Source organism: Alteromonas sp. ABH4_456 (genome assembly GCF_056160645.1).
In genome coordinates, this window is record NZ_JBSWXO010000003.1 from 318,190 (window position 1) to 339,501 (window position 21,312).

A 21,312-nucleotide genomic window follows, 5' to 3' on the forward strand; every position below is an offset into this window, starting at 1 on the left:
TGTATAGTGCGAAACTGATTTACCGCATCTTTTCACGCCATGCTACAGATCACAAGAGGAACGATACAATTCCATGTTTAAAAACACACTCGTTGCTATCACTCTGACCATCCTTGCTTTGCCCGCTTTTGCTGAAGACATTCGTTATCAGGCAAAGCGCATTGCACCATGGACATTACACTATCCCAAAGCGCTGGAATCTTTGCCTGATGGCCGGTTACTGGTCACTGAGCGTGAAGGCAATGTGGTAATCCTCGGGGGAGAATCCCGGCTGCTCAGGGTACCGCTGGCGTTGCCCGACCTGTACGTAGCCGGGCAGGGTGGCCTGCTGGATATTGCGCTGGCGCAGGACTTCGACTTGTCCGGACGTATCATGCTGACATTTTCTCAGGGAACGGAAACGGCGAATCATCTGGCAGTGGCCACAGCAACGCTTCAGAACGATACCATTACCGGTATCAACGTCGTGTTTACAGTATCACCGGATAAAGACACGCCGGTTCATTATGGTGGCCGTCTTGCAGTGCTGAATGACGGCACCTGGCTGGTGTCATCCGGTGACGGTTTTGATTACCGTGAGCATGCACAGCGGACTGACAGTCAACTGGGGAAAATTCTGCGAATCCGCGAGGATGGCGCTGCGCCGCTTGATAATCCTTTTTATGACACTGCGCCCTATATTTATTCAACGGGCCACCGCAATCCTCAGGGACTGGCTATCGATGAAGAAGCCGCAGTCATCTATGAACACGAACATGGTCCCGACGGAGGCGATGAGATAAACATACTCCGCCCGGGACTCAATTATGGCTGGCCGGTAGCGACATCAGGCAGAGACTATTCCGGTGCCCGTATTTCACCATTTACAGAATATGCCGGCATGGAGTCTCCGCTGGTTGACTGGACTCCTTCTGTTGCGCCGTCTGCCATGGTTTTTTATAACAGTGATCTGTTTCCGGGTTTGAAAGGCCAGTTGCTGGTGACTACGCTGAAAGACCAGTCCGTCATCGCTGTGGATATGTCAACCACGCCTCCCCGCAAAACAAAATTGTTTGCTACTATTAATCAGCGTTTGCGGGACATTGAAATTGATCGTAAAGGCGCAATCTATGTACTAACCGATGGTGAAAACGCCACCGTTTTGCGAATTGCACCCCTCTGAATCTAATAATCATTATTTTTGTAGCTCCATATATTTATAAGTTTTGTGAATGGTGGTAACAGGCGTAACAAGGGTGCAGTCCGGTGTTATTTTATACTGTGCGCCGATATAATTCCGGCGTCGATAACGTGTAGTCAGGCTCAGGACCGTTGAATCCTTCCAGCCTGAGTAACAAGGAGGAAGCAATCGTGTTAAGTGAATATCGTAAACATGTTGAAGAACGTGCTGCTCAGGGCATCCCCCCTAAACCCCTGAATCCGGAGCAGGTTGCCGGTCTGGTCGACTTACTGAAAAATCCGCCTGCTGGTGAAGAAGAGACGTTATTAGAACTCATTTCTGAGCGTGTTCCTCCGGGCGTTGACGAAGCAGCTTACGTTAAGGCCGGTTTTCTGAGTGCCATTGCGAAAGGCGAAGACAGCTGTCCCCTTATTGATAAAGAAAAAGCGGTTGAACTGCTGGGTAACATGCACGGCGGTTATAACATCGCTACACTGGTAGAGCTGCTTGATGATAAAGAACTGGCTCCGCTGGCGGCGAAAGAACTTAAACATACCTTGCTGATGTTTGATGCTTTCCATGATGTGGATGAAAAGCGTAAAGCGGGCAATGAATATGCTGCTGATGTGATGACATCATGGGCAGAAGGCGAGTGGTTTACTGGCCGTAAACAAATGGAGGACAAGATCACTTACTCTGTCTTCAAAGTTACCGGCGAAACCAATACTGACGACCTTTCTCCGGCCCCGGATGCATGGTCACGACCTGATATCCCTTTGCATGCCCTTGCGGCTTATAAAATGACCCGTGACGGTCTTGAACCGGAAGAGCACGGCGTGAAAGGCCCGATGAAGCAAATCGAAGAGGTAAAAGCCAAAGGTTATCCGGTCGCTTTCGTCGGTGACGTTGTGGGTACCGGCTCCTCACGTAAGTCAGCCACCAACTCTGTTTTGTGGTTCTTCGGTGAAGATCTGCCGGGTGTGCCTAACAAGCGCGGTGGTGGTGTCTGTATCGGTTCTAAAGTAGCACCAATCTTCTTCAATACCATGGAAGATGCCGGCGCACTGGTATTCGAAGCCGATGTAGAAAAAATGAATATGGGTGATGTTATCGACATCTATCCCTTCGAAGGCAAAATCACTAATCACGAAACCGGCGAAGTGCTGGCAGAGTACAGCTACAAATCTAAGGTAATTCTGGATGAGGTACGTGCCGGTGGCCGTATTAACCTCATCATCGGTCGCGGTTTGACTGAGCGTGCCCGCGAAGCGCTGGGTATGGGGCCTTCTGATCTTTTCCGTAAGCCGGAGCAACCAGCAGACACAGGTAAAGGCTTCTCCCTTGCACAGAAAATGGTTGGCAAAGCTTGTGGCGTGGAAGGTATCCGTCCGGGTACTTACTGCGAACCCAAAATGACCACTGTGGGTTCTCAGGATACTACAGGCCCGATGACCCGTGACGAACTGAAAGACCTGGCCTGTCTTGGCTTCACGGCGGACCTGACCATGCAGTCTTTCTGTCACACCGCGGCTTATCCTAAGCCGGTAGACATCGAAACTCAGCACACCCTGCCTGACTTTATCATGAATCGCGGTGGTGTCTCCCTGCGTCCCGGTGACGGTATCATTCATAGCTGGCTGAACCGTATGCTTCTGCCTGACACTGTCGGTACCGGCGGCGACTCGCACACCCGTTTTCCTCTGGGAATTTCCTTCCCTGCGGGTTCCGGTCTGGTTGCTTTTGCTGCGGCTACCGGTGTGATGCCGCTGGATATGCCTGAGTCAATCCTGGTTCGTTTCAAAGGCGAGCGTCAGCCTGGTATCACTCTGCGCGACCTGGTACACGCGATTCCTCTTTACGGTATCAAGCAGGGCCTGCTGACGGTAGAGAAGAAAGGTAAGATTAACGCATTCTCCGGCCGCATCCTTGAGATTGAAGGTCTGGAAGACTTAACGGTAGAACAGGCCTTTGAACTGTCTGATGCCTCTGCAGAACGTTCTGCTGCCGGTTGTACTATCAACCTGTCTGAAGAGTCTATCGCTGAGTACCTGAAGTCTAACATCACCATGCTGCGCTGGATGATCAACGAAGGTTATGGCGATCCCCGTACGCTTGAGCGTCGTGCGCAGAAGATGGAAGAGTGGCTGGCGTCACCTTCTCTGATGCGTGCTGACGCAGATGCTGAATACGCAGAAGTGATTGAAATCGACCTGTCAGAAATCAAAGAGCCCATCGTGTGCTGCCCGAACGACCCTGACGATGCGAAAACACTGTCTGAGGTTGCCGGCGACAAGGTGGACGAAGTATTCATCGGATCCTGTATGACCAACATCGGACACTTCCGTGCCGCTGGTAAACTGCTGGAGCAGTACAACAAAACCATTCCAACCCGCCTGTGGATTTCTCCGCCCACTAAGATGGATAAAGCCCAGTTGATGGAGGAAGGTTATTACAACATTTACGGCCGCGTGGGTGTTCGTACCGAAATGCCCGGCTGTTCACTGTGTATGGGTAACCAGGCGCGTGTTGATGCCGGTGCCACGGTACTGTCTACATCGACCCGTAACTTCCCTAACCGTCTTGGTGATGGCGCCAACGTATACCTGACTTCTGCTGAACTGGCAGCTGTCGGCGCGATTGTCGGCCGGATCCCCACGGCGGCAGAGTACATGGAATATGCCGGTAAAATCGACTCTATGGCAGCCGATGTATACCGCTATCTGAACTTCGATAAGATGGAAAGCTTTAAGAAAGCAGAAGAGGATGCAAAGGCTAAGATCATTCCGACATTGAATGTTGCCTGACTTGAGTTATAAACTATCGGGCCGGGTACCTCAGGGACCCGGCTTTTTTTGTCTTTGCAAGGAAGAAATAATGAAATCATTCATGGTGCTGAGAAATTGCCTGCTTATCTTGTGTGTTGCCCTTGCTGCATGTCAGAGTGCTGCGCAGGAGCCGGTTGAATTTGACACTGCCGCCATTGAAGTGGCAGGTAAGTCGCTGCCGGTGGAGTTTGCAAACACACCAGAGCAACGGGCACGTGGCCTCATGTATCGCCAGTCTTTATGCGAAGATTGTGGCATGCTGTTCAGGTTTGTGCCGGTGAGGCAAGCCAGTATGTGGATGAAAAATACATTTGTACCGCTGGATGTGGCATTTATCGACGGGAATGGCGTGATTACAGATATAAAACCGCTGATGCCGCATGACTTAACGTCTGTGGGAGCATCGAAAGCGGTGATGTACGCGCTGGAAATGAATCAAGGGTGGTTTGCGGCAAATAATGTTCGTGTCGGCGACCACATTAGTATCAAAATTTAACACATCAACGTGTTGGGAAAACCGGAGAATACCGTGACGAATCCTCTTAATATCGCCAAATTTGGTGGTACGAGTGTTGCTACTTATCAGGCTATGCAAAACTGCGCCAGAATCGTGGCTGGCAATGAGGCGACACGCATTGTTGTCGTCAGTGCTCAGGCAGGCGTAACAAATCACCTTGTCAGCATTGCGCACACAGCGCTGACCAGCGAGCAAATTAAGGACACCTGCCAGGCTATCATCGACATCGAAATGGCTGTGCTGGCACAAATTAAAAACAAAGATTCGGTCAGTGACAAACTGGAAGACTTGTTTGAAGAACTTCGCGGTCTGGCGAATCATGAAGAAATTTTGCACCGCGACGATTTAAAAGATCAGCTGCTCTCTATGGGCGAACGTATGTCGTCGTTGTTGTTCAGTGCGGTTCTGGCAGAACAGTCGGCGGCTACTCTGAACTTTGATGTGCGTAAAGTACTGCGTACTGACAGTGAATTCGGGGAAGCGGTTCCGCAACTGGAAGACATTGAGCAGTTAGCTGAACAACTGCTGCGCCCGGAAATTAAAGACGCAATCGTAGTGACTCAGGGATTTGTCGGTGCCAACGAAGAAGGCAAAACAACCACATTGGGTCGCGGAGGCTCAGATTTCACGGCTGCCTTACTGGCTGAAGCACTGAAAGCTGATACCTGCGAAATCTGGACCGATGTAACGGGGGTTTACACCACGGATCCCCGTATTGTTTCTGCAGCCTATCCGTTACCTGAACTGAGCTTTGAAGAAGCGGCAGAGATGGCCACATTCGGTGCCAAAGTTCTTCACCCGGCCACTATGGAACCGGCGCTGCGTAAAGATATCAAAGTGTTCGTGGGTTCCAGTAAAGAGCCTGAAAAAGGCGGCACATGGATCATGCGCGACTGCGAAGTTGAGCCTCCGTACCGTGCGATCACCCGCCGTAAAGAGCAGGTGATGGTAACGGTTAAAACGCCGAAGATGATGTATGCTCAGGGCTTCCTGCAACAGGTTTTTGCTATTATTGCCAAGCATAAACTCAGCGTAGATCTGGTAACGACTTCAGAAATTTCTGTGTCATTCACGCTGGATAACCCGGCTAACTCTGTGGCATCCCGTTTGAATAAAGAAACCATTGCAGAGCTGGAAACGATTTGTGATGTAACCGTTGAGAAAGGTTTCGATCTGGTTACTGTGGTCGGCAATCACATGCAAACAGCGAAAGGTGTATCCAGCCGTATTTTCGCGGCAGTACATGATTACAATTTGCGGATGATTTGTTTCGGTGCAAACCCCCACAATTTGTCGTTCCTGGTGAACGAAGAGAACAGCACTGACATTGTGCAGAAACTGCATAAAGAGTTGTTCGAATAATAAGAGGAGGGCAGTCATCAGACTGCCCATTTTTAATGCATGCCTGATTCCCTTTCAATCCGTTCTTACAGCAAGCAAACAACGGGTCACAGTCACGACTTTCATCAGCTCGTGCTGCCCCTCAGTGGTGTTATCAATATTGCCGCAGGGGATATAAAGGGTAAGGTCGCACCCGGTGAATGCGTAGTGATCCGGCGTAACACCCTGCACATATTTACTGCCGAAGAACAGGCCCGGTTTGTTGTGGCAGACTTACACGAGTTACCCGATAACCTCTCAGATGCAGTTGCCAGCGTTTTTGCTGTCAGTAAGCCCATGACATCCCTTTTATCTTTTATCGCAACTCAGCTTGAACACAGAGTCAGCAGTGAGGTGGAAACACTGATGCTGCAAACTTTTCTGGCAGTGCTTGCAGAACAGGAGCAGGGCGTTGCATTAGACCCCCGGATCAGGAATGTGGTGGAGTTTATTGAAATCCGGCTCAGTGAGTCTCTCACCATTGAGGAATTGGCTTCTGTGGCGTGCATGAGCGCGACCCAGTTCAAAAAGATTTTCAGGGCACAAACGGGGAAAACGCCGGCACGGTATATCACGGCATTAAGAATGGAGAAGGCGAGAGCACTGCTTATTCATACCGATATGCCGGTACAGCGGGTGGCTGAAGAAGCCGGTTATCAGGACCTTTCTGCCTTCAGCCGTCGTTTCTCTGCCTATTTCGGACTTCCCCCGTCTAAAATGCTGCAATAATAAATGCCTTTAATTGCGTCTTTGCAACACCATGAAGCGTCCTTTCAGCAAAGTGCTCTTCAATTCGCCTGTTTATACTGTCTTTAAATTCATCACTCATTAAATTTTTCATGTCTGAACAGCAACACCTCTTCCGCTGCGTGCTGGCTATAATCATCGCCAGTTTTTTATGGGGAACCACAGGGACCGCCGCCAGCTTTGCGCCGGATGTCAGCCCCCTCGCCATTGGCGCTGTGGCAACGGGTGGTGGCGGTTTTCTGATGCTGTTGAAATCCTCCGGTCCGCTGCTCAGGCAACGGGGTTTATTGTTTTCTCAGTTTAAATACGTTTTCTGGGGAGGCCTTAGCGTGGCCGTCTATCCACTGGCCTTTTACTCTTCAATGCGTCTGGCCGGCGTCGCCATCGGTACAGTCATATCCATTGCCAGTGCTCCGTGCTTCGCAGTCTTAATGGAGCGGTTTATTAACGGCAGGCCTGTAAAGGCAAAATGGATGCTGAGTTTTTTGCTCGGGTTTGCCGGGATCTTGTGCCTGGTCATGGCTAAGCCACACGCTGAAACTGCTGTAGCCGGTGATCAACGGGAATGGGGAATTCTGCTCGGATTGTTGGCAGGCTTAACCTATGCCGCCTACTCATGGACGGGTAAAAGTATGATAGTCAACGGCGTGCGTTCAGATGTTGCCATGGCAGTTCAATTTGGTGTTGCTTCCTGTCTTCTGCTGCCCTCATTGTTCTTTACCGGAGATAATCTGCTCGCTTCTTCCGGTAATATTACGGTTGCCCTGTATATGGCTTTTATCCCTATGTTTGGCGGCTATCTGTTGTTCGGATACGGATTACAAAAAATAGATGCAAGTATTGCCACGCTGATCACGCTGCTTGAGCCGGTGGTCGCCACATTATTGGCTGTGTGGATGTTGTCTGAACGGTTTTCACTGACCGGATGGGTGGGCATTGGACTTATTGCGGGTTGTATTTCTGTGCAGATGATAAAGGGCGGACGGAAAGCTAAGCGCCGCCGGCACGCAGAGGTGCTTCAGTCTGATCCTCAGTAATAAAGCAGTCCCGTCCCGATGACTTCGCTCTGTACAGGGCGTCGTCTGCTTTCTTAAGCAACTTTTCCGGTAGCAGGGGTTCCCCCTCTGTTTGCCAGGCAATACCGGCAGACACAGTGATTATGTGCTTACTGTCATCTCTGCTTTCATGGGGAATATTTCCCAGTCTGATCTCGTTCAGTAAGGTTTCTGCAACCTTGACAGCTCCCTGCGCAGAGGTTTGCTGAAGCACGATAAGAAATTCTTCTCCGCCGTAACGGACAACGATATCTGTGCCGGTGCGTGTATTTTTACGTAGTAACGCGGCAACCTGTTTTAATACTTTGTCACCGCCTGCGTGGCCATAGTGGTCGTTATAACGCTTGAAATAATCTACATCGGCCAGGATAACGGCAATACTCCCGCCTCCTGCTCTGACCGGCAGAGGGAGGTTTCTGAAATAACAGTCCAGGTGCCTCCGGTTCGCAAGCCCTGTCAGGGGATCGGTATTGCTGATCTTTTCCAGTTGTTTGTTATGCTGAAGAACTTCGTTGCGCTGATGATTTATCAGGGCGAACATCTCATTGAGTTTACGACCCAGCCGGAAAGCTTCATTACGGCCTCTGTATGGCGTCTGACGGGAAAAGTCCCTGCTACGCATAGCGAAGCTCACGTTATCGTGAATACTGGCTATCGGCGCGATAAGTTGCCGGTTTACCCATAAATAGAACACTGCAATCACAGTCAGCGTGATCACAATGCCTGCAATGAGGCTGGCATCAAACAATGAATCATCATATTGCCTTGGTCTGGGTTGGATAGACAGAGCAAAAAGCGGAGTGTTCTGCAGACTATTGATGACCAGATACAGTCTGCCTTTAAATGGCTGTGCATGCACCGGGCTGCCGGACGCAACGTTGAGTGAAAACGCTTCAGGGTTATCAGGCAAAGTTTTTTGCGAATGAAAGATAATGTCACCTGCCATACCCGGCGTAAGTGAATCGACAAACTGTTGATCGATAAAGCGCCACAGCACCAGTGTACCGGCTGGTTCGCCATTTTCATCAGAAGGTAACATGGGATGAAAAATTGCAACCGCAGGATTCCCGGCAATGCGGGTGAAAAGAGTGTGGGCAGATGGCTGTGCCGTTGCTTCATTACCAGCTCTGTTCAGATTCAATTTTGTAGAAGATGACAGGTTCTCCGGCACTAGTTCTGTGCCGTCGTCACGATAACTTCTGCCACTGATTAATTCACCGCTACTGTCATAAAGATACCAGCCATTGATATGAATACGCCGGTAGGATTCGGGGATAAGATAATTTTCTTCAAACCAGTCACTGTCTTTGTTCATGGCGGCGTTATACATTGCATCCCATACGGCACTGTCGTAGACCAGTTTGTGCAGGGACTCCAGTTCCTGCCGAACCTGAGAGGCAACCCTTTCAAGGTCCTGACGATCCCCCTCCTGCGCCATCGTTTCAAATACTGGCAGGATGTAGTAATAGCGGATCAACGCTTGAGCAGTGAGAATAGTCAGGCACGCCAGAAGGATGCCCAGCATAAGCTGGGTGCGCAGCGTGTTGAATTTAATCATTCGTCGGGGCAGCATTGGTCGTTTTGCATATTTACAGTATAAACGCTGTCAGCAGCTTTGCCTGAAAGGCAGGCTGAAAATAAAAAAGGCGCGTCCTTGCGGACGCGCCTTTGCATTGAAAAATGTGAAAAATTACACTTTAAACTGTCGGATAGATTGCTGCAGTTCTTCAGCCAGACGGGCCACCTCTGAGCTGGACTCAGACGTTTGCTGTGCACCGATAGTGGTTTCTTCAGCAATGCCGACGATGGTTTCCAGTTTTTCACTGATTTCCTGGGAAACTGTGTTCTGTTCGCGGGCTGACTGCTCAATTTGCGTACTGACATCATAAGCCTTGCGAACCGCATCTGAAATCACGTCCAGCGCTTTCGTTGCATTATCTGTTTGTTCAACACACACAGCCGTCTGCTCTTTACCCTGATTCATGACTGACACGGCTTTTTCTGCTCCTGCCTGCAGCATTTCGATCATAGAATTAATTTCCTGCGTCGATTGCTGCGTGCGTGAAGCAAGTGTACGCACCTCGTCAGCAACAACTGCGAAGCCACGACCCTGCTCACCGGCACGGGCAGCCTCAATAGCTGCGTTCAGAGCAAGCAGGTTGGTCTGGTCAGCAACACCACGGATAACATCCAGAATACCACCGATGCTTGCACTGTCCTGATGCAGTTTATTGATAACTTCAGCGGCTTGCTGAACGTCCTGGGCAAGTACTTCAATAGTGCGTTTGTTTTCCAGTGAAATAGTACGCACTTTTTCGGCTTCGCTGTCCGCGTGGCGGATTTCGTTCAGCGTGTCTTCCGCACTCTGACTGACCAGTTGAGAAGTGCTGTGCATCTCTGTCGTTGCTGTTGCCACCTGGGCGATTTGCGACTTCTGATTCTGAATAGAATGGGTCGTTTGCGTTGTTACCGTTGATGTTTGCTCAGAAGCTGCAGCCAGTTGCTCTGCACGGGTATTGATACCGGTGATTAATGACTTCAGGTTGGCAATCAGCTTGTTACAATTCTTCGCTAACTGACCAAATTCGTCCTCAGCAGTGTCATCCAGATGGCGGGTTAAATCACCGGAAGATGCTACCGTCAGCAGTTCGTTCACGCGGTTTAACGGACGGGTAATGGCAATCACGGTCCAGTATCCGATAACAATGGCTGCTGCAAGCGATGCAAGAGCGACAATGATAACGATGGTATTACCTGAGGTAACTTTCGAAGATACCTGCTCATCTATATCATCTGCTTTCTGATCGGCCTGCTTAAGTAAGGCTTCCAGAGCAGCGATACCTTCCTGACCATTTTTGTCAGAACGGGCCAATGCCTGTTCGGCGGCATTGCGGAATTCCAGACGCGCTTTTTGTAACTGCAGCACACCGTCTGAACCTGTGATGGCATCAATGGCGTCGTCAACCAGGCCTGATATTTCATCCAGCGTACCTGAGCTATCACTGCCGGCTGCCGTCGCCTGCATGTTGTTCATGAGTTCTCGGACTTTACCCACGGTGAGTTCTACTTCATTACCCAGTACCTGTGCCCGCACCAGTGTCTGGGTCTTGGCATATTCGTTAGCAACGGTAATAAGACCAAGCAGAGTGCTCTCCAGCTCTCCACCGATATCTGAAGCCTGCTGAAGGGCGCGGTTTGCAGCGACTGCATCAGATTCAGAGAAATCCAGCAGGTAGGTAGAGGCGTCGTCAGCATTGTCTTCCACATCACCAACTTTGTCGAAAATGGCATTACGCATTTCCATAGACTGACGGTGATTGCTGTACATGGCTTCGACGTTAGTCACGTATTCATTATAAGATTCACGGACACCGGTCAGACTGCTCTGCATGGCACTGTCATCCGACAGCACAGTATTCAGCGCTTTCAATTCAGCATCAAAGTCGGCTTTGCTGTCGGTAAACCGTGCATATTTGTTTTCCAGACCGGTGACCTGCTCTTCGATATAAGCTTCGAAGGTGACCCGGCTCATATTCAGAAAACTCGCTTTTAATGAGTTGCTGCTTGAAAGGGTAGGTACCGCGACCCGGTTAACCTCATCAACCGCTGATCCCACAGAGTTGAGGTTAATGAGTGACGACACACTAATAATAATTAACAACAGACTTATAGTAATAAATCCGCCGATAATACGCATTGCTACCGTGATTTTCATCCGAACTCCTGAAACACAGTTTTATTTATTGTTGTGGTCTATCAGTTGTGTTCTTTATGACTGATATTAAGGACGTGACATGACCTGCCATCTTTTAGTTACTCTCCGCAAGTTTTTATCGACAAAATATTCCTATACTTTAGTCGGAATTGTTGCGGTTTAAAGTGATTGTAAACAGATTTTGCACGTAAGAGCCATAACTATCGTATAAACCAACGTATCTTGCCAGTTTCTGAGGTATTCAGGCTGATACACTAACCAGTTCATTAGTTTCCAGTCGCAGCGCTGTCAGGGTATTGCCCCATACGTAGCCGGTATCAAGCCCGGTGATTTGTTTTGAACCGGTTTCTCCCTCAAGTGCCGCCCAGTGTCCGAAAATGATGCGTTGTTCAGCGCTTAATGCAGGGTTGGGGATAGAAAACCAGGGTGTGAGGTTGGCCGGAGCGTCATCTGGGTGATGCTTACAGGCAAAATCGAGATATTTCTGATCCTGTATAAAACGCATGCGGGTACAGGCGTTGATAATAAACCGCTGCCTCTGTACACCTTTCAGTGTGTCTTTCCATTCGAAAGGACCATTGCCATACATATTTTCCAGCAACGTTTTCCAGCAGCTTCCTTTGAGAACCGTACTGATTTCATCACTGTAAGCGAGTAATTGGGCGGGAGACCAGCCGGGATAAAGCCCGGCGTGAACCATCGTGGTGTTTTCGCTGACAGCCAGGGCCAGCGGGAACTGACGAAACCAGTCAACATAGTCGCCCAGTTTTTTGCTATTTAACAGCGGGTCAATGCGATCGCTTTTTTTGGCCTTTTTAATGCCCTGAGATACGGCCAGGAAGTGCAGGTCGTGATTACCCAGCACCGTACGAAAGCGGTCGCCGAGATCCATCAGGTATTTTACCGTGGCATGGGAGTCTTCTCCCCGCGCGAGCACATCACCCACCGCAAGAAGTGTATCTCTTTGCTCATCAAAACCGGCTTTTTCTAAAAGGGCCATCAGGCCACCGAAGCAGCCCTGAATATCCCCGATAACGAGAGTCTGTGATTCACTCATGGCAGCATCCTGTCTTATTGATTACGGGCATGTGCCGGTATATCAGCTAGTTGAGCGCGTTCGGCACACTTAAGCTGAATATATGAATGGGCACACGAAAACGCTGACCGTTTTCATCTTCCATTTCGTAATGGCCCTGCATACTGCCCACCGGCGTATCCAGTAATGCGCCACTGGTATACTGATATTCACTTGCCGGGTCGATATGGGGCTTTTTGCCAACAACTCCTTCACCCTGAACTTCAGTATTCTTACCGTTACCGTCGGTGATAAGCCAGTAGCGGTTCAGCAACTGAACGCGGGCATCACTGTGGTTACGGATAGTAATGTGGTAAGCAAAGGCGTATTTGTCAGGCCCGCTGGCCGGGTGATCCGGCAGGTGCCGTGTGGAAACGGAGACGATAATGCCTGACGATGCCTGCATATCAGCATTCCCCGTCCCGTTTCGCTACCTGGTTGGCGACGGCAGCAAAATCTGTCAGTGATAAGGTTTCAGCCCTGGCTGTCGGTGACAGTCCCAGCGCTACTAATTCTTCTTCGCTCACCCAGTCGCCCAGGCTGTTACGGATAGTCTTCCTGCGTTGATTAAACGCTGCAGAACAGACTCTTTCCAGTAACGTGACTGATGTGACTTCTACAGGAGGCTGGCTGTGGGGGATCAACCGTACCACCGCAGAGTCTACCTTCGGGGGCGGCTTGAACGCACCGGGAGGTACATGCAGAACCGGTACTACTGCGCAGTAGTATTGTGCCATAACCGACAGGCGGCCATAGCTTTTAGACCCCGGGCCGGCGGCAAGGCGGTTAACCACTTCCTTTTGCAACATAAAGTGCATGTCCTGCACTTTTCCGGCAAAACTGAACAAGTGGAACATCAGCGGCGTGGAAATGTTGTAAGGCAGGTTACCGAATACTCTGAGTTTACCTTCCGGGTCGGGCATGTCGGGCAGTAACGTGGAGAAATCGAGTTTCAGCGCGTCTTTTTCTACGATCGTCAGTTTACTGCCATGAAAAGGATGATGACGCAGCCGTTCGGCAAGGTCCCGGTCCAGTTCAACGACGGTAAGCTTTGAAACTTCTTCACAAACCGGATCGGTCAGTGCACCCAGACCCGGTCCGATTTCAACCAGGTTTTCGCCATCAACAGGGTTAATGGCGCTGACAATATTGCCAATGACATAATCGTCATGCAGGAAATTCTGGCCAAACCGCTTTCTGGCGGTATGGCCTAAATGTGTTTTGCTCATTGTTGTTTGTTCGCTAACTCAATAGCTTTTTGCATAGCTTTTCTGAAGCTGCCTGCATCTGCTTCACCGGTGCCGGCTAAATCACAGGCAGTGCCGTGGTCTACCGACGTCCGGATGAAGGGCAGGCCCAGCGTGATATTGACCGATGCGCCAAATCCTTTGTATTTAAGCACCGGTAAACCTTGATCGTGATACATTGCCAGTACGACATCGGCATTGTCCAGATATTTAGGTTGGAAAATCGTATCGGCAGGTAACGGACCGGTAAGATCAAGACCTTCTTCCCGCAGTTCATCAAGGGCAGGGATGATGGTGATTAACTCTTCAGTACCCAGATGCCCACCTTCGCCAGCATGAGGATTCAGGCCGCAAACGTAAATTCGTGGCTTCTGAATGCCGAATTTAAGTTTCAAATCCGTGTTGATGATATGAATCACTTTATTCAGGCGATCTTTGGTGATGGCTTTGGATACATACTCCAGAGGAATATGGGTGGTGGCAAGCGCTACATTAAGGCCGTCAGTAGACAACAACATCACCACATCCATCGTATTCGACTGATGAGCGAAGTATTCTGTGTGACCACTGAAGGAAACACCGGCTTTGTTGATGATACTTTTGTTTACCGGTCCGGTAACCACCGCATCAAAGCCTTCTTCCATATTCGCCTGACAGGCCTGCCGCAGGGTTTCAACTACGTAATGACCGTTGTCGCTGTTCAGCTCACCGGGAATAACAGCTGTCGCTGTATCAATTTGTTGTAAATACAGTGTGCCCGCCGGCTGGATGGCATTGTTGCTGGCATCATACGGTTGCAGCTGAAGGGGCAGCCCGAGCAGTTGTGCACGGGCTTTAAGCATGTCGCCATCACAGAACACTACCAGCTGGGCATCCCACTGCTCCTGTGCCAGAGCAATGATGAGGTCAGGACCGATACCTGCGGGTTCGCCGGGAGTGACTGCTATTCTGATTGGCTTCATTTAACTAACCTGTTTTATTCCAGTACTTCGATGTAAGCAGCATCACGCATTTCACGCAACCAGGCTTCTGACTCTTCTTTAAATTTACGGTTGTACAGCAACTGAGAAGCTTTATCTTCTTTGCGTTTTTCTGTTGCATCGTCAAAGCGGCGGTCTAGTAGCTGCATTAAGTGCCAGCCAAACTGCGAGCGTACAGGCTGGCTGTATTCTCCGGGCTCAAGGCCTGCCAGCGCTTCACGGAATGCCGGTACATAGATGCTTGGATCTGACCAGCCTAATTCGCCGCCTTTCAAAGCAGAACCCGGGTCTTCAGAGTATTCTTTTGCCAGCTCACCGAAGTCGGCTTCACCGTCGATAACTTGCTGACGGAATTTCACCAGCATCTCACGGGCTTTTTCATCGCTTAAAATGATAGACGGTTTTATCAGAATGTGACGGGCATTCACTTCTTCAATGGTCACTTTTTCAATACCGCGGGTATCGATGACTTTCAGAATATGGAAACCTGCACCACTGCGGATAGGGCCAACCAGTGCTCCTTTCTCTTTACCCTGAACCGCTTCGGCAAACAGGGTCGGCATAGAGTTAATGTTCAGCCAGCCCATATCACCACCTTCCAGAGCGTTAGAGCCTGAAGATGAAGTAATAGCTATTTTGGCGAAGTCTGCGCCACCTTCGAGGATTTCGATAACTTTGTCTGCACGGTCGCGGGCGCTGGCAACGTCTTCGTCAGTGGGGCTGGAAGGCAGGCCAATCAGAATGTGGCCAAGGTTATATTCAGCCTGCTCGGCACCCTGCTGGTCCATTAATTTCACCAGACCACTGATTTCCTGAGGTGTGATGTATACCCGGCGGCGAACGTTAGCACGGGTCACTTCGCCTACGATAAGCTCTTCACGCACATCTTCACGGTAATCGTCGTAAGCAATGCCCTGCTGACGAAGTTCGTTGCGTAAATCTTCTACCGACGCGCCCTGTTGTTGAGCGATATTGGCGATGGTTTGCTCTAGTTGGGGATCACTGACCTGTACACCCATCCGTTCAGCCATTTGCATTTGCAGACTTTTGGTGATCAGGCGTTCAATTGCCTGAGTACGTAAAACACGGTCTGAAGGTAAAGCTTGTCCCTGTGCTTCTGCGTTACGCTTAACATCTGCAATCAGGTCTTCTATTTCACTTTCCAGAATAACGCCCTGGTCAACGATAACCGCTACGCGGTCAAGTGAAACAGGTTGCGCCATGCTCATAAATGAAAACAGGGCACTGATACAGATAGCGCGGATAATGAACTTCATAATCACTCTTTTTATCGGTTTATGCTTTGCTGCCGGCTGCGTTTAACAGCCGGGCGCATTAATTTAAACTATATGGCTGCCGGTAGCCAAATAATCCGTTCGACAACATATTATTGCCGGTGCTTCCTGAACCCATTCCTTTGAAAATGAATTGCATGGAAATACCGGAATCGAATTCATCGACAGATTGCGCACCGTCGGCGGCATAACGGTTACTTAACTGACGCTGGGCAACAATCTGAATAGCCCAGCAACAGGATTCATACTGCACGCCGAAGTAGTTTTCCACACTCCGGTTCAGGTCTAAATCACGGTATGTCCGGCCGACAAGTTGCCAGCGGTCGGATAAAGGCCAGGCGGCAGACAGTCCTACTTGGTCAATGGTTTCGCCGGAGAGTTCCCTTACATAGCGGTGCGTCAGCTGAATCAGCTTACTGCTGCTTTCCCTGTATTCAAACGTGGTGCTTGCGCGCTCTACTTTATCGGTTTCTGTAGCGATTTGAAAATCAGTATGGAAGAACCATTCATCATTTACCCGCCAGTCCAGCTCTGCGGCCAGCGCTGAACGGTCACCTTCTTTTGTCGCGGCAATGACTTTGTTTTCATCGAGGTAGAATATCTGACCCACACTGAGTACGAATTGTTCCCGGTTAGTCTTATCCAGCAGGCGGCTGGTTAACGCCACGGTAACCTGATTATTGTCGCTGATACGGTCAAGACCGGTAAATTCCTGACCACGGAAAAGACCTTCAACGTCAGTCAGCCACAGGGTGGTGTCGTAGAATCCGATCCCCTTCTGATCTTCGTAACTGGTATACAGATACTGGATCCGCGGCTCAAGGGTCATCGACATGTCTTTACTGAACCAGCTTTCGTCATTCTCGAAATACAATGCGCCGTAAAGTTTTCCCTGTCCCAGCGTCCGGTTCACTTTCTCTTCCAGTCCGGTTCCTTCGATATTTTTCTGGCGATAATATGTATTCAGCATGCTGGCTTCTGCGGAAAATTCTCCCCACTGTCGCTGAAAGGGTATCGCCAGTGTGGGCGCAGCGTGGAATCGCATCGCCGTCGGCGCATCCGGTGAGGTATTGTCAAACCAGGCAAGCTCTGAATCCAGGCGGAATTCAAGATAACGGGCCAGCGGATGAACATAATTCAATTTGGCTTCAGGCAGTGCACGGTAGGTGTCTGTGTAATCACCAATAATTTCGAAGTCTCTCACGTTCACCGAGAAAAGCACTTCATCAGAACTGTAACTGACAGACCCGGTCCGGAACAGGTGAGTATCAGCCCGGTTATAAAAATCACTGCCTAAATCAACAATGTAGTTGTCGTCGCTCAGTCCGTTAACATTTACTGAGGCGGTCCAGTTATCAGCGAAGTTCCCCTCGTGGAATACGCGGTAGAAATAGCGGTCCGGATTCTCTGCCATGTCATTGTCCTGTGGCAGATATTCCATATTCAGCTGGCTGTAACTGGCTGCTGACATATGACGGAATTCCGTTTTCAGCTGCACGCCACGGGCACTCATAACCCTGGGGGACAGCGTCATGTCATAGTTCGGTGCCATATTCCAGTAGAAGGGCTGTTCGTAATCAACGCCGGTATTACTGGAGTTAGACACCTTAGGAAACAGAAAGCCGGTCTGACGCTGATTTGTGAGCGGGAAGGCAAAATAAGGCAGATAAAATACCGGCACATTGCCCAGATAAAAGCGGGTGTGCTTGGCTTCACCCCAGGCTTTGCCCCGGCGGATACTGATTTCAGACGCGCGGATCAGCCACTCTTCTTCACCTTCAGGACAGGTTGTGAAACTCACATCACGAAGAACAAGGCCATCCTGAGTATTTAACGCAATGGTACTGGCATCGCCGTGGCCGTTTGAACCGTTAAGATGATAAACCGTGTTTGACATAGTCAGGCTTTCATCTTTGGAATCAACATCCACGCTGTCAGATGCCACATGCAACTGCTTATCTGCGTATTCAACATCGCCCTTGGCATACAATTGCTGGCCGTTGTTATTGATCTGCGCCTGATCGGCACGGATAGTGGCAGAGTCTGAAGTAATATCGACGTTGCCGGAAAACAGAGCAACTTCCCGTTCAATGATTTCAGCACGGTTAGCCTCAACTTTCACTTCACCGGCCGGCATCAGCTTTTTACTGGAAAAACTGACCGGTGGCACAGGGCAAAACCCGGGCGAATCGTCATTTTTTTCGGCCGGAGACCGTGATTCTTGCGCCAGCGCGGCGGTGCTGCTCAGTGCGACAAGCAGAAAGGAGGCACAGGTTTTTTTCATGCGTCTGTGGGAGGCCTGTTTCGTGATCACAATGATATGTGACGGTGTCCTGAATCGAAGGTTCACTAATGCTTTCGCCAGCGAACCATAAAGTAAGCAATTCTAAGCACTTCTGGTGTCTGAGCCAACCGTCAAAGCTAAAAAATTGAAAAGTTTTACAGTGTTTTTGTCAATTCAGTGTTTTTTTGACTTTGATCTTTACGGTTTGACGCCATATCTCATCGTTAATGTCATAAATTCCGTTTACTGTGCCGTCAGGGCAGAGTATCAAGTCAGGCAGCATTGCTATACAGTATTCATCAGCTGCTTTACGTCTATCAGGAGAAAGGTTGTATGTCTTTTTGGGGGAAAATCCTCGGCTTTGTATTTGGTTTTATGTTCCTGAAAATACCGGGAGCGATCTTAGGTTTAATCGTGGGGCACTTCTTCGATAAGGCTTACAGTCAGGATTTTAATCAGCTGGGCGGATTTGGCCGTTTCTTTACTGACCAGTCCGGAATGAAGCAGCAGGCAGTGTTTTTCCATGCGCTCTTTTCTTCACTGGGCCACCTCGCTAAATCCGATGGTCAGGTTACCGAGCGGGAGATAAAAATTGCTACAGTACTGATGGATGATATGCAGCTGACCGGCGATGCCCGCCGTGAAGCCCAGCAGGCATTCCGTGAAGGTAAATCATCCGCTTTTCCGCTGGCAGATACACTTAAAGGCCTGGTTGAGTCCTGCCATGGCCGCCGGGACATACTGCAAATGTTCCTGGAAATCCTGATTCAGGCCGCGTTTGCTGACGGCACGCTGTCCACACCAGAATACAAAGTGCTGGAAAAAGTCGCCATGGTGCTGAATTTCAAGCGAAAAGATCTGGATTTTCTGATTTCTGCTTATGAAGCGGAAATTCGATTCCGTCAGCGCGGCGGGCAGGGTGGTCAGCACGGTCATCAGCAACGGGCGCAGTCATATTCTGATACCCAGTCTCTGGACGATGCTTACAGTATTCTCGGTGTAACCGCGTCGGATGATGAGAAAACCATAAAACGTGCTTATCGCAAGCGCATGTCTGAGCATCATCCGGACAAACTGGTATCAAAAGGCTTACCGCAACAGGCGCTGGATATTGCCAAAGCCAAAGCGCAGGATATTCAGGCTGCCTATGAACTTATCAAAGAAAAGCGCGGGTTCTGATCCGGCATGGCAAAAGAGGTACTGAGCGACAAAAACCGGGCGTTAATTGACGAGTTCACCGATATGCTCTGGTTAGAGAAAGGGTTGAGTGAACATACCCAGCAGAGCTACCGCACTGACTTATCAAAACTGGCTCTGTTCTGTCAGGCGAAGGAAAAGATAGACGATATCAGCCTGCTGTACACTGAATCAGTGCAGGCCTGGTTACAGTACCGTCATGAGGCCGGCCTGTCTGCCCGCAGTACCCAGCGGGCCATGTCTGCCATGCGGGCGTTCTATATTTACCTTATCGGAAAGCAGGTACGTACCGATAACCCGGTGACTCAGCTGGCTAATCCGAAGTTGCCGAAAAAATTGCCTTCGTCATTAAGTGAAGCTCAGGTGGATGATTTGCTCAATGCGCCAAACCCCGAAGATCCGGTAGAGTGCCGTGACAAATGTATGCTGGAAGTGCTTTATGCCACAGGGTTGCGGGTCAGTGAACTCATTGGCTTACGGCTGGATCAGGTGAGTATTCAGCAAGGTGTTGTCAGGGTGACCGGTAAAGGCAATAAAGACCGTCTTGTGCCGCTGGGAGAGGACGCTGTCGACTGGATTGAAACCTACTGTAAAACTGCCAGACCAGAACTGGTAAAACACCAGACAGATGTGCTCTTTCTCAGCCTGCGGGGCGTGCAGATGACGCGGCAGACGTTCTGGCACCGCATCAAGCACTACGCCTCTGTTGCCGGTATCACACAACATTTATCGCCGCACACGTTGCGTCACGCATTTGCTACACATCTGTTAAACCACGGGGCTGATCTGCGGGTAGTGCAAATGTTACTTGGTCACAGTGATCTTTCTACCACACAAATTTACACCCATGTTGCCACCGAGCGGCTGCAAAACCTCATTCATACCCATCACCCGAGGGGATGAAGGTATTCTCATACGCTTTCTGCGGTGAAAGAATGATCACGGACTTTCAGATAACTTTTGCCGTGGTGAGATTGTGATAGTATTGCATAAGAATCTGTTTACGTATTTACACATGCGGGCGACTGGCCTGCGTTCCGGGAGTTTTTGTGAAGAATATTCGTTATGCCGTGATGGTTGCGTTAGGTATTGTGCTTTCAACAGGGTGCTCGGCAGAATCTGATGCATCATCTGAATCCACCGGAAAGGCGGCAAGCCAGCCTGCGGCGACTGTAAACAGCAGTGCAGAGCAGGCGGTCAACGATAAAGTAAAAAGCATTGTGGGTGTGGAACCTGAAGCGATTGCTAATTCTCCTGTCGATGGTTTGCTGGAAGTGACTGCGGCGAATCAGGTGTTTTACGTAACAGAAAACGCAGATTATATGATGTTCGGTCACATGTACGATGTGAACGCGGGTATGAAAGATCTTACCGAAGTGGCGCTGGGTCAGGTTCGTCTTGATGCCATTGCACCGTTCGCTGACCAGGGCATCGAATTTAAAGCTGAAAACGAAAAACACGTAATGACGGTGTTTACAGACTACACCTGCGGCTATTGTAAGAAGTTACACCGTGAAGTAGACGAGTTAAATGAGGCCGGTATCACTGTACGTTATCTTGCCTGGCCCCGTGCCGGACTGGGTACAGAGAACTATGAAAACATGGTTTCTATCTGGTGTGCAAAGAATCCGCAGGAAGCGTTAACCCGCGCGAAATCAATTGCTAACCCGACCTTTGCTAAAGAAAATTGCGATAACACAGTCGCCGAACAATTTGTTGCCGGCCGTAAACTGGGGATCCGTGGTACTCCTGCCATCATTTTTGATAACGGAACCATGTTGCCGGGTTATAAGCCTGCAGACGTCCTGATCCAAGAAATCGCACAAACTGAATAAT

At 49.8% G+C, this 21,312-nt stretch carries 17 protein-coding genes; 9 read left to right on the forward strand and 8 right to left on the reverse strand.

Going from position 1 to position 21,312, the window contains the following annotated elements; all coding sequences use genetic code 11:
• Window positions 1-73: 73 nt before the first annotated feature.
• The 6 genes from ACXAG2_RS06705 to ACXAG2_RS06730 all read left to right on the forward strand — a co-directional run bounded on the left by ACXAG2_RS06705 (window position 74) and on the right by ACXAG2_RS06730 (window position 7,665).
• Window positions 74-1,162 (forward strand): PQQ-dependent sugar dehydrogenase, encoded by a 1,089-nt coding sequence (locus tag ACXAG2_RS06705; protein ID WP_474865367.1) that lies wholly within the window; start codon window positions 74-76, stop codon window positions 1,160-1,162.
• Between the two features lie 188 nt (window positions 1,163-1,350).
• Window positions 1,351-3,963, forward strand: a complete 2,613-nt coding sequence (gene acnB, locus ACXAG2_RS06710) for a bifunctional aconitate hydratase 2/2-methylisocitrate dehydratase (RefSeq protein ID WP_474865370.1) — start codon at window positions 1,351-1,353, stop codon at window positions 3,961-3,963.
• Between the two features lie 67 nt (window positions 3,964-4,030).
• Complete coding sequence (locus tag ACXAG2_RS06715; RefSeq protein ID WP_442858450.1) at window positions 4,031-4,480, forward strand: DUF192 domain-containing protein; 450 nt, start codon at window positions 4,031-4,033, stop codon at window positions 4,478-4,480.
• 33 nt (window positions 4,481-4,513) lie between these two features.
• The gene (gene lysC / locus ACXAG2_RS06720; protein WP_474852394.1) at window positions 4,514-5,863 is read left to right on the forward strand and encodes a lysine-sensitive aspartokinase 3; all 1,350 of its coding nucleotides are present in this window, start codon (window positions 4,514-4,516) and stop codon (window positions 5,861-5,863) included.
• A 39-nt stretch (window positions 5,864-5,902) separates the two neighbouring features.
• On the forward strand, window positions 5,903-6,610 hold the full coding sequence (locus ACXAG2_RS06725; RefSeq protein ID WP_474865372.1) for a helix-turn-helix domain-containing protein: 708 nt from the start codon (window positions 5,903-5,905) through the stop codon (window positions 6,608-6,610).
• Window positions 6,611-6,720: 110 nt separating this feature from the next.
• Entirely contained in the window at window positions 6,721-7,665 is a 945-nt protein-coding gene (locus ACXAG2_RS06730) for a DMT family transporter (protein ID WP_474852396.1), read from the forward strand.
• Here the strand turns inward: ACXAG2_RS06730 and ACXAG2_RS06735 are convergent.
• From ACXAG2_RS06735 to ACXAG2_RS06770, 8 genes are all read right to left on the reverse strand, one after another.
• Window positions 7,619-9,241, reverse strand: a complete 1,623-nt coding sequence (locus ACXAG2_RS06735; RefSeq protein WP_474865375.1) for a sensor domain-containing diguanylate cyclase — start codon at window positions 9,239-9,241, stop codon at window positions 7,619-7,621. The genes ACXAG2_RS06730 and ACXAG2_RS06735 overlap by 47 nt on opposite strands.
• 132 nt (window positions 9,242-9,373) lie before the next feature.
• The gene (locus ACXAG2_RS06740; RefSeq protein WP_474865377.1) at window positions 9,374-11,398 is read right to left on the reverse strand and encodes a methyl-accepting chemotaxis protein; all 2,025 of its coding nucleotides are present in this window, start codon (window positions 11,396-11,398) and stop codon (window positions 9,374-9,376) included.
• 241 nt (window positions 11,399-11,639) lie between these two features.
• Window positions 11,640-12,455 carry a symmetrical bis(5'-nucleosyl)-tetraphosphatase gene (locus ACXAG2_RS06745; RefSeq protein ID WP_474865379.1) on the reverse strand — a complete coding sequence of 272 codons (816 nt, stop codon included), beginning with the start codon at window positions 12,453-12,455 and terminating at the stop codon, window positions 11,640-11,642.
• Window positions 12,456-12,501: 46 nt separating this feature from the next.
• Complete coding sequence (gene apaG, locus ACXAG2_RS06750) at window positions 12,502-12,879, reverse strand: Co2+/Mg2+ efflux protein ApaG (RefSeq protein ID WP_474865382.1); 378 nt, start codon at window positions 12,877-12,879, stop codon at window positions 12,502-12,504.
• 1 nt (window position 12,880) lies between these two features.
• The gene (gene rsmA / locus ACXAG2_RS06755; RefSeq protein ID WP_474865384.1) at window positions 12,881-13,702 is read right to left on the reverse strand and encodes a 16S rRNA (adenine(1518)-N(6)/adenine(1519)-N(6))-dimethyltransferase RsmA; all 822 of its coding nucleotides are present in this window, start codon (window positions 13,700-13,702) and stop codon (window positions 12,881-12,883) included.
• Window positions 13,699-14,682 carry a 4-hydroxythreonine-4-phosphate dehydrogenase PdxA gene (gene pdxA, locus ACXAG2_RS06760; RefSeq protein ID WP_474865386.1) on the reverse strand — a complete coding sequence of 328 codons (984 nt, stop codon included), beginning with the start codon at window positions 14,680-14,682 and terminating at the stop codon, window positions 13,699-13,701. Before pdxA ends, rsmA begins: the two co-directional genes overlap by 4 nt.
• Window positions 14,683-14,696: 14 nt before the next feature.
• Window positions 14,697-15,977, reverse strand: a complete 1,281-nt coding sequence (surA, locus tag ACXAG2_RS06765) for a peptidylprolyl isomerase SurA (RefSeq protein ID WP_119500150.1) — start codon at window positions 15,975-15,977, stop codon at window positions 14,697-14,699.
• A 58-nt stretch (window positions 15,978-16,035) separates the two neighbouring features.
• On the reverse strand, window positions 16,036-18,279 hold the full coding sequence (locus ACXAG2_RS06770) for an LPS-assembly protein LptD (RefSeq protein WP_474865388.1): 2,244 nt from the start codon (window positions 18,277-18,279) through the stop codon (window positions 16,036-16,038).
• A gap of 333 nt (window positions 18,280-18,612) precedes the next feature.
• On the opposite strand from ACXAG2_RS06770, the gene djlA reads away from it, so the two are divergent.
• From djlA to ACXAG2_RS06785, 3 genes are all read left to right on the forward strand, one after another.
• Window positions 18,613-19,458, forward strand: coding sequence for a co-chaperone DjlA (djlA, locus tag ACXAG2_RS06775; RefSeq protein WP_474844942.1), 846 nt, complete (start codon window positions 18,613-18,615; stop codon window positions 19,456-19,458).
• Between the two features lie 6 nt (window positions 19,459-19,464).
• Window positions 19,465-20,379, forward strand: coding sequence for a site-specific tyrosine recombinase XerD (xerD, locus tag ACXAG2_RS06780; RefSeq protein WP_474865390.1), 915 nt, complete (start codon window positions 19,465-19,467; stop codon window positions 20,377-20,379).
• A 146-nt stretch (window positions 20,380-20,525) separates the two neighbouring features.
• Complete coding sequence (locus ACXAG2_RS06785) at window positions 20,526-21,311, forward strand: DsbC family protein (protein WP_474865393.1); 786 nt, start codon at window positions 20,526-20,528, stop codon at window positions 21,309-21,311.
• The last annotated feature ends 1 nt before the right edge of the window (window position 21,312 follow it).

What these genes read in the sequence shown, in the direction of transcription:
- ACXAG2_RS06705 (WP_474865367.1), top strand. Translation starts at nt 74, where the DNA reads ATGTTTAAAAACACACTCGTTGCTATCACTCTGACCATCCTTGCTTTG.
- ACXAG2_RS06725 (WP_474865372.1), top strand. Translation starts at nt 5,903, where the DNA reads ATGCCTGATTCCCTTTCAATCCGTTCTTACAGCAAGCAAACAACGGGT.
- ACXAG2_RS06730 (WP_474852396.1), top strand. Translation starts at nt 6,721, where the DNA reads ATGTCTGAACAGCAACACCTCTTCCGCTGCGTGCTGGCTATAATCATC.
- ACXAG2_RS06735 (WP_474865375.1), bottom strand. Translation starts at nt 9,241, where the DNA reads ATGATTAAATTCAACACGCTGCGCACCCAGCTTATGCTGGGCATCCTT.
- ACXAG2_RS06740 (WP_474865377.1), bottom strand. Translation starts at nt 11,398, where the DNA reads ATGAAAATCACGGTAGCAATGCGTATTATCGGCGGATTTATTACTATA.
- ACXAG2_RS06745 (WP_474865379.1), bottom strand. Translation starts at nt 12,455, where the DNA reads ATGAGTGAATCACAGACTCTCGTTATCGGGGATATTCAGGGCTGCTTC.
- apaG (WP_474865382.1), bottom strand. Translation starts at nt 12,879, where the DNA reads ATGCAGGCATCGTCAGGCATTATCGTCTCCGTTTCCACACGGCACCTG.
- rsmA (WP_474865384.1), bottom strand. Translation starts at nt 13,702, where the DNA reads ATGAGCAAAACACATTTAGGCCATACCGCCAGAAAGCGGTTTGGCCAG.
- pdxA (WP_474865386.1), bottom strand. Translation starts at nt 14,682, where the DNA reads ATGAAGCCAATCAGAATAGCAGTCACTCCCGGCGAACCCGCAGGTATC.
- surA (WP_119500150.1), bottom strand. Translation starts at nt 15,977, where the DNA reads ATGAAGTTCATTATCCGCGCTATCTGTATCAGTGCCCTGTTTTCATTT.
- ACXAG2_RS06770 (WP_474865388.1), bottom strand. Translation starts at nt 18,279, where the DNA reads ATGAAAAAAACCTGTGCCTCCTTTCTGCTTGTCGCACTGAGCAGCACC.
- djlA (WP_474844942.1), top strand. Translation starts at nt 18,613, where the DNA reads ATGTCTTTTTGGGGGAAAATCCTCGGCTTTGTATTTGGTTTTATGTTC.
- xerD (WP_474865390.1), top strand. Translation starts at nt 19,465, where the DNA reads ATGGCAAAAGAGGTACTGAGCGACAAAAACCGGGCGTTAATTGACGAG.